This window comes from Vreelandella halophila, assembly GCF_009856365.1.
Lineage (GTDB): Bacteria > Pseudomonadota > Gammaproteobacteria > Pseudomonadales > Oleiphilaceae > Halospina > Halospina utahensis_B.
This window is the reverse complement of sequence record NZ_WMEX01000008.1, coordinates 141,460-157,374: the sequence shown is the minus strand read 5'-3', so window position 1 is coordinate 157,374 and position 15,915 is coordinate 141,460. Positions and strand designations below refer to the sequence as shown.

The following is a 15,915-nucleotide window of genomic DNA, read 5'->3' as shown; positions in this document are numbered from 1 at the left end:
GGTTAGGCTCCTTCTTCGGTTGTGACGGTTGGGCACCCCGTCAAAGAGGTCTGACGGAAGTCCCAGATCTCACGCTCACCCTCGCTGCTGCGCAGTCGCACGGTCCGGGTGTCATCGCAGGTGCCGATGCGCGCACACACAATGTCCCTTTCGGCGAAGCGTTTGATCACAGCTTCCTCATGTTCCGGAGACACGGCCAGAAGAAAGCCGTAGCTGGGGAAAGTGTGTACGAGCCAGCGTATGGGGTCCGTGGATTCCGGAATCGGGATATCGTCGATGTAGAGCGTGGCGCCAACGCCTGAGCTTTCGAAAAGCATGAGGGCGGTACCGATTAATCCGGCCATGCTGATGTCCTTGGCCGCACGGCAAAGGCCGGCTTCCGCGATCTCCGGCAGCAGGGCGAGATCCTGACGCAGGCGTTGCGGGTCCTGGCCTGAGCTGGCATCCCAGTTGGACCAGGGTTCGTGGTAGTGGCCCCGAAGGTCGATGGCGGCGAGCAACTGGTCGCCGGGGGCAGCATCAAAGCTGGTCAGCAGTTGGCGGGCCCGGCCGATGATGGCCACTGCCAGCTGTTCCCCGTTGCTGGCCGTGCTGCTGTGGCCGCCTACGACGGGCAGGTTGTAGACGCTGGATGCGTCCATCATGCCCTCGATAATGGGCGTCATGTGTTCCTGGTCGCGGCTCCAGACGGCGTCGGCCACGGCGGTGGGGCGACCGCCCATGGCAGCGATGTCGCTGATGTTGACCAGAACCCCGCAGTAGCCAGCGAAATGGGGCTCTTCCGCAACCAGGGTGTTCAGGAAGCCTTCCATCGCGAACAGCAACCAGCCGTCGCCATCCGGTATCGCCGCGCAGTCATCACCGAGTCGGATAGCACCGGATTCGGCACCATGCGGGGCGAGCCGCTCCATCACCGGTGCGATGTCGGCCTTACCTGCGATGCCAGGGCTGGCATGGATGGCCTCAACCAGCGCATCAAGCATCAGGCGACCCGGTGGCTGGTGGTGACAATGCCCAGCTCGCTCTCCGCGCAGGGCGGGTACTGGGCCAGATCGGCTTCCATAAAGGCGTGGGGCCGACCGCGTACATCGATGGTTTCAAGTACCTGCCAGTGCAGGGACTCGAACAGAGGCACATTGCGCTGCTGAACCTGGGCCAGAAAGCGAGTGCAGCCCCGCGCATGGGCTGTACCCACCGCAAGCCGGATGAGTTCGGTGCCAAGGCAGGCCATGCGGCGGTAGCCTTCGGCCACAGCCAGTCGTGAGCCGTACCAGAGACCGGGGCTGGCCTCGTGGATTCTGACCGTCCCCACGACCTGGTCCGCCATACCGGAGTACCAGGAAAGGGCTACGATTGGCTGGGCGTGGCGGTCGACTTCATCCCTGTCGGATTTGCTGAACAGGCCCTGCTCGACACAGAAAACCTGGCGTCTCAGGGCCAGCGCATGATCCCGCTCCCAGCCCCGGTTGGCCAGCCTGACGGTATAGGCGCCGGGGCGGAAGGGAACTACCGTGTTGTCGGGGGTATCAGGTAACATCGCTGATCGACTCCTCTTCATAGGCGGACAGGGATGAACAGGCCCCACACCGGCCGCAGCCGGCCTTGATCTCGCTTGAATGGAGACCAGCCTCGGAGAGCATCCGGCCTAGGGGCTGCAGTAGCTCGTGCATGAAGGTCGGGTCCGGTGACGGATGGTCCTCAAGCGGTGTGCCCGTTATCGGGACGAAGGGCACCACAAAGGGATAGACCCCGAGTTCGATCAGCTTTTCACTCATCTCGAGAATCGCCTCGCGGCTGTCCCCCAGGCCCGCCAGGATGTAGGTGCTGACCTGGCCGCGTCCGAACACAGCCACGGCCTCCTGGAACGCCTCGAGGTACTGCTCGGGGGTGACCTGGGCCTTGCCCGGCATGATGCGTTCGCGGACCTCTGGCGTTACCGCCTCAAGGTGCATGCCCAGCGAGTCGACGCCGGCGGCCTTCAGGCGCCGGAACCAGACGGGGTCATCCGGGGGCTCACACTGGGCCTGGATGGGAATGTCCACGGCGGAACGCACCGCAAAGACGCTCTCGCACAGAACACTGGCGCCCCTGTCGGTGAAGTTTGGCGTGCCCGTGGTCATCACCATGTGTTGGACGCCGTCCAGATCCACCGCAGCCCGGGCCACTTCCGCCAGCTGCTCCGGGGACTTGCGCTTGATAGTGCGGCCCTCTTCGAGGGACTGGCCAATGGCGCAGAACTGACAGGAGGTGCTGCGCTGGTTGTAACGTACACAGGTCTGGAGAACCGTCGTGGCCAGGACATCACTGCCGTGAAGCTGGGCGATCTTCCAGTAGGGAATACCATCCTCAGTCTGCCGCTGGTAGAAAAGCGGTTCGTGGGCAAACTCGATGGTCTGGATCGACTCGCCGTCACGGGTCAGGTTGCCGTCCCTGTCCGTGGCGAAGGGGGATTCCCGGGCCAGCTCCGTGTGTATGGGAACCATTACGGTCTGGCCGTCCACCGTTACCGCCTTGTGGTCCGATGGGCCGGCACCACCACGGCGGCTGGGCGCCCCGGTCTCCGTTTCAACCAGGCGCAGGCCCTGTGACTGTAGTTCCGTCAGGAGCTTCTGGTTCGGATTGCTCATGGCGTGTTTCCTCCGGAATCGGATGGTGGTGTGACGCCCCGGTTACTCCACGGGTCACGGTGTCCTGGCAGCAGTCATTCATCCAGAGCTGCAGCAGCTCGGGGCGTGCGTAGTGGCCAACGGAGTCCATCATGCGCTTGCGCTTGGTGATCAGGTCCAGGTTGATCGTGGCCGTTACCCGCCCGGGTCCGTCGCGCAGTGGCTCGGTGGCATGAGAGCCGTCGGGCTGGATGATGGCGGTGTAACAGCCACCGGAAATGCCTTTCTGGAGTTTGGCGTCCTCGGTGACGCTGGCGATCTGGTCCGCGTCCAGCCAGGCTGTGGCATTAACTACGAAGCATCCGCTTTCAAGGGCGTGGTGACGCAGGGTCACTTCCTGTTGTTCGGCAAAGATGGGGCCGACGAGCGACCCCGGGAATTGGCTACAGTGGATCTGCTCGTGATCCGACATCAGGGCATAGCGGGCGAGCGGATTGTAGTGTTCCCAGCAGGCCAATGCCCCAACACGCCCGACGGTTGTGTCCACTGCGTGAAGCCCGCTGCCATCACCCTGACCCCAGACCATGCGTTCGTGGTAGGTCGGGGTGATCTTGCGGCGCTTGAGTGCGATACGCCCATCGGCATCAAACACAAGCTGGCAGTTGTAGAGGGTGCCGTGGTCGCGCTCATTGACACCCAGAACGACTACGATGCCGTTTTTGCGGGCAGCGCCGGCCACCGCATCGGTGACCGGGCCGGGGACCGTGGGTGCGTGCTCATAGAGGGCCAGGTGCGCTGGTCCCATGGCCATGGGAGGCATCACGAAGGACCAGTAGGGGTAGTATGGGACCGCTGTTTCGGGAAACACGATCAGTTCCACCCCATCTCTGGCGGCTTCGGCAATCTCTCCGAGCACGCGTTCCACTGTCCCGTCCGGTGAATCGAGCACCGGTTGCAGCTGGACGGCGGCAACGCGCACGGTCTGCGGTTCGGCCATCGTCTTGCTCCTTTGCGCCTACATGGTCCAGGTGTGGACGACGTAAGCGTTTTCGTTACGGTGAATCAGCTGGAGATCGAGCACATCCAGGGGGTTGATGGGACGGATGCCCTCGACCAGTGCCGGTTCCCCGTGGCCGTAGAGGGCCTGCAGCGCAAACCGGCAGGCATAGACCTTGCCCCCTTCGGACATGAAGGACTTGAGCTGTTCCTCGTAGTTCTGGTGCCCGGGAAAAGCCTCGTCACCGATGGTGGGAAAGCCGCGCTGTACGCCCAGGGTGACGCCGGGGCCGTAGAGCAGGATGCTGGTCTCGAAGCCCTTGCGCTGGAGGCGCTTGGCCTGCAGCAGGTTCACGAGGCCAATGGAGCCTTCAAAAGCCACCGTATGAAAGGTGACCAGGGCTTTCTCGCCGGGTTCGGCCTGGACGTCCTCGAAGACCTTTTCCTCGTAGTCGACGTAGAAATCACCCTTCTGATAATTGGGAGCACTGACTTCGGGCATGATGGATACTCCTGGTAGCGGTCATGGCTGTAAGAGGAAGGCCGGCCTGGCATAGCGCCGGCCGCCTTCATCGGGAGTAATTCAAGCTCCGTGCCAATCATTGCGATCGATATCCGATCATTGACCCATCAATTGCCGTAAGTATAGGCTGCACCGGAAACAAAGAATTGTGTGCAGATACCCCCCGCCAGTGTCCTGCCCTAAACGGGCGCGGGTTGGATGCACCCCTTGGAAGCAGGAGGTGTCAGCGTTGAACCAGAGTGGAGCACAGGGATGAGCAATGATCTCAACCGATGGGCTAACCGGATCCACCGCAGTGAACGGCCCACCTATCATGCGATCGCTGATGCGATCGATGAGGATATACAAAGCGGCCATTTGCGATCGGAGCAGAAACTGCCCGCCCTGAGGACAGTGGCGAGGGCCCTCGGAATCAACTTCACCACGGCGGCACGAGGCTACGCGGAAGCCGCAGACCGTGGCCTGATCCGGGGGAGGCCTGGGAGTGGCAGTTACGTCAGGGGGGAGGTGGCTTCCACGCCGGTTAAGCGCAGCAGCCCCATCGGTGTCATTGATATGTCCATGAACATGCCCCCAGAACCCCATGATCCCGATCTGATGAACCGGTTGCGTTCAGGGTTCGCCAGCCTGGTAGAGGAAGAGGATCTTTACGGTTTGCTCCGTTACCAGGAGTTCGGTGGAACCATGGTGGATCGCGAGGCGGCGGCGAGCTGGCTGTCCAACCGACTCACAGGCGTGGACCCGGCCAATGTGCTGATCTGTCCGGGCGCTCACGGTGCGCTGTTGGGGCTTTTCGCCGCACTGGCCCGATCCGGCGACAGCATCGCCTGCGAGGCGGTTACCTATCCCGGCATCAAAGGCATTGCGGCGCATCTCGGGGTGCGCCTGGTGGGGCTGTCGACAGACACCCAAGGCATGGACCCGGAGGCGTTTGCCGCGCTCTGCGCCTCAGATCCCCCCAAGGCGCTCTACATCAATCCCACCCTCAATAATCCTACTACGGTTACCATGCCGCTGGAGCGGCGGCGTGCGATTGCTGAGGTTGCCCAACGCTATGGCATCCCGATCATCGAGGATGACCCATATGGTTGCCTCCCGGAACAACGCCCGGCGCCCATTGCTACCATGGCACCGCATCTGACGTTTTACGTAGCAGGCCTTGCCAAAGTCCTGGGGCCGGGGCTTCGAATCGGTTTCCTCGTCCTTCCCAACGTCCGCTATACAGCACGTCTCAACTCCACCCTCTCGGGACTGGCGGTGATGGGGAACCCGGCCATGATCCGGCTCGCTACGCGCTGGATCGAGGACGGGACGGTGCGAGCGATGACCCGGGCCATCAGAGAGGAGTCCCGGGCGCGCCAACTACTGGCCAGGGAGGTTCTGGAGGGTATGGATTACCGCGCGCAACCCGACGGGTTTCACCTCTGGCTTACGGTGCCAGCGCCCTGGACCCGGGTTGAGTTGGGCAATCGCCTTCGCTCCTGCGGTGTCCCTGCAGTGGTTTCCGATACCTTTACGATGCGGGGCCCTGCTCCTGAAGCGGTGCGGATCTGCCTTGGGGGCGCAAGCAGTCGCACCGAGTGTCATCGTCATCTGGAGATCATTCATGACGCGATTGAGTACTTACCGGGAGTCGTTGCCAGCGCTGAATAATCTTAGATGGTTCTTATCCCTGGTCATGATTCAGAGCGTTCTGTGCATGTTAAGTGCACCTATGTGTTCCGTGTAGGCTAATAGTTCTCCTTGGGTAACTTTATGGTCCGTCGCTTCTGTGGCCATCGTTACCGATTGAGATAGCTAGAGTCCAGCACAGGAATCAGCACACGCGGTGAGTGATGCAGCCTGAGAAACCGGGTGTGCCTTTTTTAAGTTGCTGATTTATATACTATGGAACACCCTGAAACCCACGCCGTACAGGTTCAAATCCTGTCGTCCCGACGAGCTAAATCAATAAGTTGGGCCAACCTTGAGGGGCGGGCTGTTCTGTGTCTGAGCATTGGGGACAGGTAGGGCATTTTACCTGTCCCTGTAGGTGCCCCCCGGGCTTTGGCCGCTTGCAAAGGATGCCCAGCGGTCGCGCCACCTGCTCAGTGGTGGCGCTGCCAGTAGGGGCTGGCACTCTCTTCGTAGTTCTATGCGGATTTGACTCCCCATTACTGCCTAACCATGCTCATCATGAAGCGCGTGTAATCAGCGGGCGCTGTTGTTAAAGCAGAAAGAGGGACGGTTTCGATGAAAAAGGTGTTGCAGTGGATCGGCGGAATCTTCGTTGTACTGATCGTAATTGGGCTTGTTGCGGGCGATCCAGATTCAGGGCCTAACTTTTCGACAGACTCGGGGTCGAGTGAAAGCACGTCTAGCGGTTCCGACGATGGGCCAGACTATGAGATTTCGGATCTCGGTGTGGAAAGGGGTGAGTTCGGAAACGAGCGGATAACCGGCATCCTAGAGAATAACAGCGGTCATGAAGTCGGCTATGTGCAGGTTGAGATCAACCTTTACGACGCTGAAGGGGTGCAGACCGGAAGCACAATGGCGAATACCAATAATCTTGAGGCCGGTGGTAAATGGCGCTTTGAGGCCATGCCGACCAGTGACTTCTCAAAATATAAGGTCACGGGTGTAAGCGGGTTCTGACGCTTTTCGCTTTTGCCACTAAGAGGCCACCATTAGACGCGTTCTGTTGATCCTGCCCGCCCTGGCGTTCGCTCAGGGTGAGCGGCGGCAATATCCGGCGGAGAAGAATGTATAGGGTCGGTATTTACAGTGTGAAAGAGCAGATGGACATTCTAACTGTAAGGCTGCGGTATCTGTTGCGCAGGTTGGAGGATGAAGTATAACCAACGCCCAACGGTTACTGACTTCTGGGCCCTGAGGTCTGAAAATGAGTGGTAAAATACAGTATATAAGTCCTTGATTGCGCGTGCCGCGTGAGGTGCGTTCGCTGCGGTCTACTGCTGCCCCTCAAAAGCTTCATGGGCAATGACTTATGCCGCTTGGGTCACCGCCTTGACATGGCAGAGGTCGGCGGTTCGAATCCGCCCGGTCCTACCACCTGATTCTAAAGGGGTTTTCGGTTTTCCGGAGACCCCTTTTTCATTTCTGAAAGTGCAACTCGTTTCCAGTCTGACTTCAGCCTGGCGTTCAATGACATCCTGGATTGGAAACACGGCACGGACTACACGGTAACGGCCATGCTGAAAGGGAAATCGATTAACCAGGTTCCAGAGCCTGGAATCCTCGCACTACTTGGCGCCGGGCTCCTTGGTATTGGTGCCAGGAGCCGGCTCAAGACCTGATCCTTCCTAATAGCTTGCCGCGGTAAATACACCGCCATGCCTCTCAGTGAGGCGTCGCGCTCAGGCGAGCAAGTACCGGCGCAGCCTTATTACTTCATGCCTTCTAAAAAGGTGAGAAGTGGAGTTGACCCGCTTTGGTGGACATCCGATCCTTTGAACTCAAATCGGAACCTGTCCACTGAAACGGGTTAACTCCAGTCTTGGCCGTGTCCTGAACGGTGGAGGCCGTCGGTCCACCGTTCAGGCTGCCCGGCGGGGACAACCGAACAATAACGGAGGCTCAGGCCCTGTGTTCGGAGTGAACGGTGCAGGTGGCCGGAACGGGAAATCCGACCGGGTAAGGCGGTATCTGAACGCGCAGGCGGATTGGCCGATCATTGTTTTTCGGTGCGCCGTCATTGAACGCTCCGAATGAAATTGGGGTCTGATTTCAATACCATCAGGGTCGGTGTTTCAAGCAGCGCTTGCTGGTTTGATGGAAGAGATTCCGTACCGGGGCCGAATCCATCTGACCGCGGAGGGCAGTGAGCTTGTTAGGGCGTCTCGGCATTTACCGCCAGGCCATGGACCAGGCCTACAACTGTGTCATGATCACGACGGCGGGTCTGGATCGGCCGGGTCCTGCCATCGTCTACGTGAACCGGGCCTTCTGCATCATGACCGGTTACACCCCCGAAGAGCTCATCGGGGCTACGTCGCGTATTCTCCAGGGGCCAAGGACCGACCCCTCAGTTCTTCAGCGACTGCGCCGCATGCTGTCGGCAGGCGAGGCCTTCCAGGCATCCACGTTCAACTACCGCAAAGATGGCACACCCTATCTCGTCGAGTGGAATTCAGCCCCATATGGGACGAGGAGGGGCGCCTGGAGTACTTCCTCTCGGTGCAGCGGGACATCACTTCCCGCGCCGAGGCGGAGCAGTTCAGCCAGACGCTGCTCAACAGCCTCGGGGAGGCGTTTTCGGCATCAACGCCGAGGGGGAGTTCACCTTCGTCAATCCGGCCGCCTTGCAACTGCTTGGTTACGACCGTGAGGAGGAACTCCTCGGCCAGAACAGCCACCAGCTCACGCACCACACGGACCCCGACGGCCAGCCCTATCCTGAAGAGGCCTGCCCCAACTACCGGGTCATGCAGACCGGCGACCCCCTGGAGGCCTGGCAGGACGAGTTTTGGCGCCGGGACGGTAGCCGTTTCCAAGTTGAAACCTATGCCACGCCGCTGTGGCGGGACTTGGGCTCTGTCTTCGGTGGCGTGGTCATTTTCCGGGACATCTCCGAGCAGAAGCGCCTGGAGAGGGAGCTGGAGCAGCAGGCTACGCACGACCGACTAACCGGCCTGTACAACCGGGGCTTCTTCGATCAGGTCCTTGACAAGGAGATCGGCCGCGCCGCCCGATACGGGCACCCCTTGAGTCTGATCCTGATGGATATCGATCATTTCAAGGCGATCAACGATACCTACGGCCATCTCGTCGGGGACGAGATCCTGAAGGGGCTGGCTGCCAGCATGGCCAGACGCCTGCGCGAGCCCGACACCCCCGCATGGTGGGGCGGCGAGGAGTTCATCGCGCTGCTGCCGGCTACGCAGGCAACCGAAGCACGGGAGCTGGCCGAGGGGATACGCAAGCAGGTCGCTGATGAGGCGTTTCCCGACGTCGGCCACATTACGATCAGCTTGGGCATGGCCGAGCTGGAGCCAGGGGAATCCCTCAAGGACCTTACCAGACGCGGGGACGATGCGTTGTACGCAGCCAACTCGGCGGGCCGCGACCAGGTTCGTATGGCGTAGCCGAAGGCGGACCCTGCTTACCCCGGATTGTGATGGTGTGTAACCGTGCCTGGTGTCGGGGGCATGCCATTCATCACCACTAGTTGTTTTTGCAACCTTTTAAGTGCGCTCTAGCGTATTCTAAATTAGAATATTCTTAAGCGTTAATGCGATAGCGCTCCCGTTGCGCGTTAAGCCTAGGAATTGGTGGTGAGCCGAGGGCATCATGAGACAGAACTTGCCAATTACTGACACCGAAGAAACCTTCCAGGAAGACGAGCGCCTTATCAGTACGACCAATCTCAGAGGCGTCATCCAGGACGCTAATGAGACCTTCATTAAAGTCTCCGGGTTCAGTGCTGAAGAGCTACAGGGCCAACCCCACAACATCGTGCGCCACCCTGACATGCCCGAGGCGGTATATGCTGATTTCTGGGCAACCCTCCAAGCTGGAAAACCCTGGATGGGCCTGGTCAAGAACCGCTGTAAGAACGGCGACTACTATTGGGTCAATGCTTACGTCTCACCGATCTATCAGGGAGGCGAGCAGATTGGCTTCCAATCGGTGCGAACCCGCCCTAAAGACGTTCATCGTAATCGTGCATGGACGATCTATAACCGAATTAAGGCGGGCAAGACAGCGGCGTCACTCAGCCAGCGTTTAGGGCTTGGAGCTCGGCTCTTTGCTGCAGGACTGGTTCTGCTTATTGGGGGTGGTTTAGGTGGCTACCTGTCTGCAAGTGGCAGCCCTGTAGCGCTAAGCGCTGTAGTTCTTGGCACTGTTCTGGGAGCAATTGGTTGCTGTTACCCGTTGGTGGGTCGTCTTAAAAGGCTGGATAGTGAATGCCGGGCCGTTTTTGACAATGAGGTGGGTGCGCTCGTCTACGGTGACGGACGCGACACTCTTGCCATGGCTGAGCTCGCTTTGGCGATGCAACGTTCGCAGTTGGCGGCCCTACGCGGACGGGTTGAGGATCTTACCTCGGAACTGACGCAGGCTGCGACGGACGCACGCGAGGCGGCTGAATCTGGCCATGAGGCTGCGGATCAACAGGAAAGCGAGATCCAGCAGGTGGCTGCAGCCATGGAGGAGATGAGCTCAACCGTAGAGGAGGTTTCCAGCAACACGTCTAAGGCCTCTGAGCTGGCAGCGGATGTAGCGCATCAGGCCGACTCTGGCCGGGAGACCATTCTTCAGACAAATCAGGCCATGGAATCCCTCGGTACCAACGTTTCTGAGGCTAATGAGGCTGTTCAGCAGCTACGCGATCAGGTCCACTCCATCAACTCGGTTGTTCAGGTCATCAATGGGATTGCGGAGCAGACCAATCTACTGGCGCTGAATGCGGCGATCGAGGCGGCCAGAGCTGGGGAAAGTGGCCGAGGATTTGCGGTAGTAGCGGATGAGGTGCGCAAGCTCGCGCATCGAGTCAGTGAGTCAACAAAAGAGATTCGCGACACGATCGAAGCCTTGGACGCGAGCTCGGATGAAACCGTTGCCACAATGGAAAGCAGCCACCAATTTGCGGTTTCGGTGCAATCCCAGGCCCAGGAGTCCAGTGAGCGTATACAGAATATAGAATCAAGCATTGAGACCATTCGCAGCATGGCGGACCAGATTGCGGCCGCTGCTGAGCAGCAATCCAGCACTGCCGCTGATATGACTCAGCGGATCAATCAGATCCATGGCAGCGCCGAGACCAGCGAGGCGATATCAGGCAAGACACGCCACAACAGCGATAACCTCGTTGACATGGTTGAGCGTCTCAGAGGCGTGGTACAGCAGTTCAGGCTCAGATCATGAGCACCACTCGATAGCCTAACTGGACTTTACAACCGGGAGACCTTTGAAGAAGTTCTGCAGGATACGTTAACCAACAACTGCACTGAGACACATTGCCCTCACTGGCTTGCGTGGCTCGATCTGGATGGTTTTAAGGCGATCAATGACTCTCATGGTCACCAGGCAGGTGATGTCTTTCTGAAAGGTCTTTTCCAACTCTGGGTGGACCTAATACGGGGTCAGGGTCAATCGTGCAAAGAAGAACGAGCGCGCATGATAAGGCGCATGAGATGGACGGCAAGGTTCATATCGAATACGCAGTTCTAAAATCCTCGCAAGCTTACTCCATCCCCTGTGATCTCGCCGGCCAGATCTATCGTATTCGCTCATGCTAATGTATATCGAGCGAGCAACAGGGCATGAAAGGTGAATTCCAGGATGTAATCAGTGCACTGTCATCGACCTTGAGGGCTGCTGAGCCAAAGCAATTCGATACAGCCATGCTGGATGTCCTGACAAGGATCGGTGAGCACCTCGGAGCTGACAGAGCATACATGTTAACGCTCTCGGAGGATGGTAGCTCCCTAGAAAAAGTATTGGAGTGGATTCGGCAGAGTAGCCAATTCGCCAGGGGCAGGAACAGAAAAACTCCACTCAGTCGCTACCCGTGGCTTATGAAACAGCTTCGCCTGCAATCCTGCGTTATTATTGATGACCCCCAAGGGCTGCCGCAAGAAGCCAGAACTGAAAAACAGGATCTTGATGCGCTGCAGATTCAGTCACTGATCTTCTTGCCTCTATGGCAAGACGCACAGCTTCTGGGTTTAATTGGTTTTGACAAAGTTCATGGTCTTTTAACCGCGTCGATTGAAACCCGCGAAAAACTCATCGCACTAGCAGAGACTGTAGGCTCCACCCTGAATCGCATAAAGACCTCTGGTGTGCAGCTCCAAACTAATTCTGATCTTGATCAATTCATGAAGCTGGTACCAGGAATGGTTTTTCAATATGAAGTTGATTCAATTGACGAACCTCGAATGCCGTTGGTCTCCCAGCAGTTGGAGGACGTATTCGGTCTCCCTTCGGAGAGGCTGGCGAAGACAGCAAACCCCCTCCTGAACCGCATTTATGAACGGGATTATTACGGAGTAATCGATAGTATCAGGCTCTCCAGGGAGAACGTCACGCCGTTTCGTGAACACTTCAGAGCGTGGACCGCAGAAGACGAACTCCATTATTTCCGCGTGATTTCAATCCCAGAGCAGTTGCCGGACAAAGTCCTCTGGCACGGGTATATGGCCGACGTAACTGATCAAATTCAGTCAGAACAGGCTGTTATAGACCAGATGGTTTGGACTCGGGCAATTCTGGATAACATTGATGACGCTATTTTCTCGATAGACCCAAGTGGGACTATTCAGACAGTAAACCGCTCGGCAGAAAAGCTATTTGGGTATTCGGCCAAAACGCTCAAGGGTAGCAAGATCAATATGGTAATGCCTGAACCTTATCGGTCCCGACATGACAGCTATATTGAGCGATACCTGCTCACGGGTGAGTCCTCCATAATGGGCCATAACCGGGAGCTCGAAGCAATGAGCAAGGACGGAACGGTTTTCCCGATCGAGCTTCAGGTTTCGGAAATCAAAATAGATGAAAGTCAGTATTTCATTGGTGTTGTGCGTGATATCACCGAGCGTAAGGATAATGAAAAGAAAATCGATCACCTGGCTTATTATGACCCGCTGACGAACCTTCCAAACCGACGACTGCTTCTGGAACGAATGCAACAGCAACTTATTGCCAGTACCCGTCACCAGTCTAGGCAGGCGATTCTCTTTCTTGACTTGGATAATTTTAAGAATCTGAATGACTCACTGGGACACTCCGTGGGAGATCAGTATCTTCTGCAGTTGGCCCACCAACTTGAAAACAATGTCACGAGCGACGACACGGTTGCCCGCATCGGAGGCGACGAGTTCGTAATTTTTTTGACAGCGCTTGACTTCGAACATCAGGTAGCAGTCAACCAAGCACATCAGGTAGCGAACGATATCCGTCAGACGGTAACAGCACCTGCGAAACTGGCAAGCCACGAGTACATTGGCAGCTTAAGCGTCGGCATCACAGTCTTTCATGGTCGTGAAGACACACTGGAGGACTTGCTTAAACAGGCAGACATTGCTCTTAACCAGGCAAAGAATACGGGGAAAAACACTGCCTGTCTGTTTGATCCTTCAATGCAGAAAGCTGCAGAAAAAAAGCTCCAGCGTGAGAGTCAGATTCGATATGCCATGGTGCAGAACCAGTTTGAACTGCATTATCAGCCTCAGATTTTAAATCCGAGCAGGGTGACCAGTGTTGAAGCGCTAATACGTTGGCAGCATCCCGATGAAGGCTGGATTTCACCCGCAGATTTTATTCCTGTTTGTGAAGAATCTGGTTTGATCTTGGAGCTTGGTGAATGGGTTGTCGATACTGCCTGTCAACAACTCGCTGCGTGGTCTTTTGACAAATCGAAAGCTCACTTAATCGTGGCGATCAACATCAGCGCAAAACAGTTTCATCAAAAAGACTTCGCGAATCAGGTAATTAAAACTGTCGAACGAACCGGCGCACCGGCCGAAAAGCTAGAGCTAGAGTTGACGGAATCGCTGGTTGTTCAGGATATAAATGACGTCGCCAGCAAAATGGATGAATTGCGTGAGTATGGCATAAGGTTTTCTCTGGACGATTTTGGTACTGGCTACTCCTCACTTGCATACCTGAAGCGGCTTCCATTCAATCAGCTTAAGATCGATAAAAGTTTTGTCCAAGATATATTGAATGACGAGAGCGATCTTGAGATTGCCAAAATGATTGTCGCGCTGGCGCAGACCATGAATCTGGAAGTTATCGCTGAGGGTGTTGAGACATGGCCGCAGGCAAGAGCACTGGCAGACATCGGCTGCCACCGTTACCAAGGATTTCTGTTTGCAAGACCTATCTCTGCTGAAAAAATCACAGATACCATAGCTGGCCTGAATCAGTCTGTGAAGCCATGAGCAAACTCTTTTAAAAGTCTTCAATAAAAAATATAAATAAATGAGTCTTTACTACCAGAGTTCACTAATTAATTTTCTGCCGTATCAGAAGAGTGTTGTATGATTTTGAAAAACTTCTTTAGGGATCTCGCTGTTGGGAAAAAACTCGCTGGCGGTTTCGTCATGCTTCTTCTACTGCTCACCGTCATATCGACCGTTAGTTATCTTTCGCTTAATGGCTATAGCCACAACGTAGCGAACTTAAAACATGCCAACGCTGCTGAAATTGCACTTCTGGAAGCTGAAAGAGACGAAAGAAACTTCAGGATTACTCAAGACTCAAAATACATTCAGCGCGCCTATGAGTTCGTTGATGAAGCTAAAGGTGCGCTGAACTCCCTGATCGAGCTGAATCAGGAAGGTAGCGAAGTCCGCCAAAAGGGCGAACGAATTCTTGAAGGGGCCAGATCGTACGAGGAGCTTCTGCAAAGGTATGAAGCCAACATTTCTGGGGAGCCGGAAACCGTCAGCTCCATTGAAGAGGAGATGTACGCTGCTGCAACCGATACCATCGATCGGATGGAGGACCTTAAATACGCTGAACAGGAAAAGTTGCAGGAAATGTATGACCTTGCGGTTGCCGAAATCATTGTCGTGACGGTGGTCGCTTTTTTCACTGCCATCGTCTTTGGATGGCTACTGACCCGATCAATTACCCGTCCAATCCGCGAAGTGGTTGGCATTGCGAATAAGGTTGCCTCGGGCGACCTGACTGTGAACGGGCGGAGTGAGCGGGGCGATGAGTTCGGCCAGTTGCTTGCGGCCTTTGACACCATGATCACCAGCCTTAGAGAGCTGATTAGCCAAATCGAATCCGGAGTATCCAGTATCGCCTCATCGTCTGAAGAGCTCTCCACGGTGACCGACCAGACCAGTAAAGGCGTAACGGAGCAGCAATCTCAGACGGATCAAGTTGCCACCGCCATGAATGAGATGGTGGCAACGGTCAACGACGTCGCGAAAAGTGCTGAAGCGGCTTTTGACGCAGCGAATCAGGCAAGCGAAAAATCCAGCAACGGCGAAACAGCTGTCACAGAGACCCTGGACTTTGTCGCGGACCTGAACACGCAAAGCGACAATGTAATGGAGCAGCTTAACGGCCTGAAGGCACAGACCGACAACATTGGCACGGTGCTGGAAGTGATCAAATCGGTTGCCGACCAGACCAACCTGCTTGCACTAAACGCCGCCATAGAAGCCGCCCGTGCCGGCGAACACGGGCGTGGCTTCTCGGTGGTGGCGGACGAAGTACGGTCCTTGGCCCAGCGCACTCAGAGCTCCGCAGCCGAGATTGAAACCCTGATCGACAACCTCATCACCAGCGCGCAAACATCGGTTGCCAGTATGCAGTCTGGAAAAGATCTTTCGGAACGTACGCTTGAAAGGGCTAAAGAGGCCGGCAGTGTTATTCAGGAAATGGCGCAGTCGGTCGAGGAAATCCGCAAGCACAACAGCCAGATTGCTACGGCCACTGAACAGCAGAGGTCCGTAGCAGAAGAGATCAACCAGAACGTCACGCTGATCCGCGATGTGGGTGATCAGTCTGCCACCTCCGCCGAGCAGGTTTCCTCGTCCAGCGAAGAGCTGGCTCAACTTGCCGAAGACCTTAATACACAGGTTGCACGATTCAGTGTCTGATTAAACAGAACGGTGGAGAAGCTTGATGGAGTTAACCCGTTTCAGTGGACCGATTCTGGTTTGAGTTCATGAGCGTGCTCAGCATGCTTGCGCTCTATCTTACCGATGACATCTGGCCGGTGGCTGAATGGCGTTGGTGCTGGTGATACCAAGCTTCCATGAACCGGAAAACCTCCATGGATAAGCCGTCATCATTGCCTCGCCTGCTATAATGGTCTCA

At 56.6% G+C, this 15,915-nt stretch carries 13 protein-coding genes and 2 pseudogenes; 10 read left to right on the top strand and 5 right to left on the bottom strand.

The features are described from left to right. Positions 1-2: 2 nt before the first annotated feature. The 5 genes from GLW01_RS14015 to GLW01_RS13995 are packed head-to-tail and all read right to left on the bottom strand — an operon-like array spanning position 3 to position 4,104. Entirely contained in the window at positions 3-983 is a 981-nt protein-coding gene (locus GLW01_RS14015; RefSeq protein WP_160899444.1) for a sll0787 family AIR synthase-like protein, read from the bottom strand. Further along, positions 983-1,537, bottom strand: coding sequence for an MSMEG_0567/Sll0786 family nitrogen starvation N-acetyltransferase (locus tag GLW01_RS14010; protein WP_160899443.1), 555 nt, complete (start codon positions 1,535-1,537; stop codon positions 983-985). The genes GLW01_RS14015 and GLW01_RS14010 overlap by 1 nt, the downstream gene beginning before the upstream one ends. Then, positions 1,527-2,627: an MSMEG_0568 family radical SAM protein gene (locus tag GLW01_RS14005; protein ID WP_202405746.1), complete on the bottom strand. Its 1,101-nt coding sequence runs from the start codon at positions 2,625-2,627 to the stop codon at positions 1,527-1,529. Before GLW01_RS14005 ends, GLW01_RS14010 begins: the two co-directional genes overlap by 11 nt. Continuing rightward, positions 2,566-3,603, bottom strand: a complete 1,038-nt coding sequence (locus GLW01_RS14000) for a Nit6803 family nitrilase (protein WP_160899442.1) — start codon at positions 3,601-3,603, stop codon at positions 2,566-2,568. The genes GLW01_RS14005 and GLW01_RS14000 overlap by 62 nt, the downstream gene beginning before the upstream one ends. 18 nt (positions 3,604-3,621) lie before the next feature. Beyond that, complete coding sequence (locus GLW01_RS13995; protein ID WP_077531005.1) at positions 3,622-4,104, bottom strand: MSMEG_0572/Sll0783 family nitrogen starvation response protein; 483 nt, start codon at positions 4,102-4,104, stop codon at positions 3,622-3,624. A 273-nt stretch (positions 4,105-4,377) separates the two neighbouring features. Between GLW01_RS13995 and GLW01_RS13990 the strand changes: the two genes are divergently transcribed. The 10 genes and pseudogenes from GLW01_RS13990 to GLW01_RS13950 all read left to right on the top strand — a co-directional run bounded on the left by GLW01_RS13990 (position 4,378) and on the right by GLW01_RS13950 (position 15,695). Then, positions 4,378-5,778, top strand: a complete 1,401-nt coding sequence (locus tag GLW01_RS13990) for a PLP-dependent aminotransferase family protein (RefSeq protein WP_160899441.1) — start codon at positions 4,378-4,380, stop codon at positions 5,776-5,778. 579 nt (positions 5,779-6,357) lie between these two features. Beyond that, complete coding sequence (locus tag GLW01_RS13985; RefSeq protein WP_160899440.1) at positions 6,358-6,762, top strand: FxLYD domain-containing protein; 405 nt, start codon at positions 6,358-6,360, stop codon at positions 6,760-6,762. 557 nt (positions 6,763-7,319) lie between these two features. Beyond that, positions 7,320-7,424, top strand: coding sequence for a PEP-CTERM sorting domain-containing protein (locus GLW01_RS15885; RefSeq protein WP_160899439.1), 105 nt, complete (start codon positions 7,320-7,322; stop codon positions 7,422-7,424). Between the two features lie 563 nt (positions 7,425-7,987). Beyond that, a complete protein-coding gene (locus GLW01_RS15880) occupies positions 7,988-8,455 on the top strand; it encodes a PAS domain S-box protein (protein ID WP_353653838.1) in 468 nt (155 codons plus the stop codon). Continuing rightward, positions 8,385-8,714 (top strand): annotated as a pseudogene (locus GLW01_RS15875) (PAS domain-containing protein); the annotation flags it as partial. The gene GLW01_RS15880 and the pseudogene GLW01_RS15875, both read left to right, overlap by 71 nt. Next, positions 8,694-9,212 carry a GGDEF domain-containing protein gene (locus tag GLW01_RS15870; protein WP_353653837.1) on the top strand — a complete coding sequence of 173 codons (519 nt, stop codon included), beginning with the start codon at positions 8,694-8,696 and terminating at the stop codon, positions 9,210-9,212. The pseudogene GLW01_RS15875 and the gene GLW01_RS15870, both read left to right, overlap by 21 nt. A gap of 205 nt (positions 9,213-9,417) precedes the next feature. Continuing rightward, positions 9,418-10,995: a methyl-accepting chemotaxis protein gene (locus GLW01_RS13965; RefSeq protein ID WP_160899436.1), complete on the top strand. Its 1,578-nt coding sequence runs from the start codon at positions 9,418-9,420 to the stop codon at positions 10,993-10,995. Between the two features lie 18 nt (positions 10,996-11,013). Continuing rightward, a pseudogene (locus tag GLW01_RS15865) lies at positions 11,014-11,301 on the top strand (diguanylate cyclase domain-containing protein); the annotation flags it as partial. Between the two features lie 92 nt (positions 11,302-11,393). Next, positions 11,394-14,018, top strand: a complete 2,625-nt coding sequence (locus tag GLW01_RS13955; protein WP_160899435.1) for a sensor domain-containing phosphodiesterase — start codon at positions 11,394-11,396, stop codon at positions 14,016-14,018. Positions 14,019-14,117: 99 nt separating this feature from the next. Continuing rightward, positions 14,118-15,695 (top strand): methyl-accepting chemotaxis protein, encoded by a 1,578-nt coding sequence (locus GLW01_RS13950; protein ID WP_202405745.1) that lies wholly within the window; start codon positions 14,118-14,120, stop codon positions 15,693-15,695. The last annotated feature ends 220 nt before the right edge of the window (positions 15,696-15,915 follow it).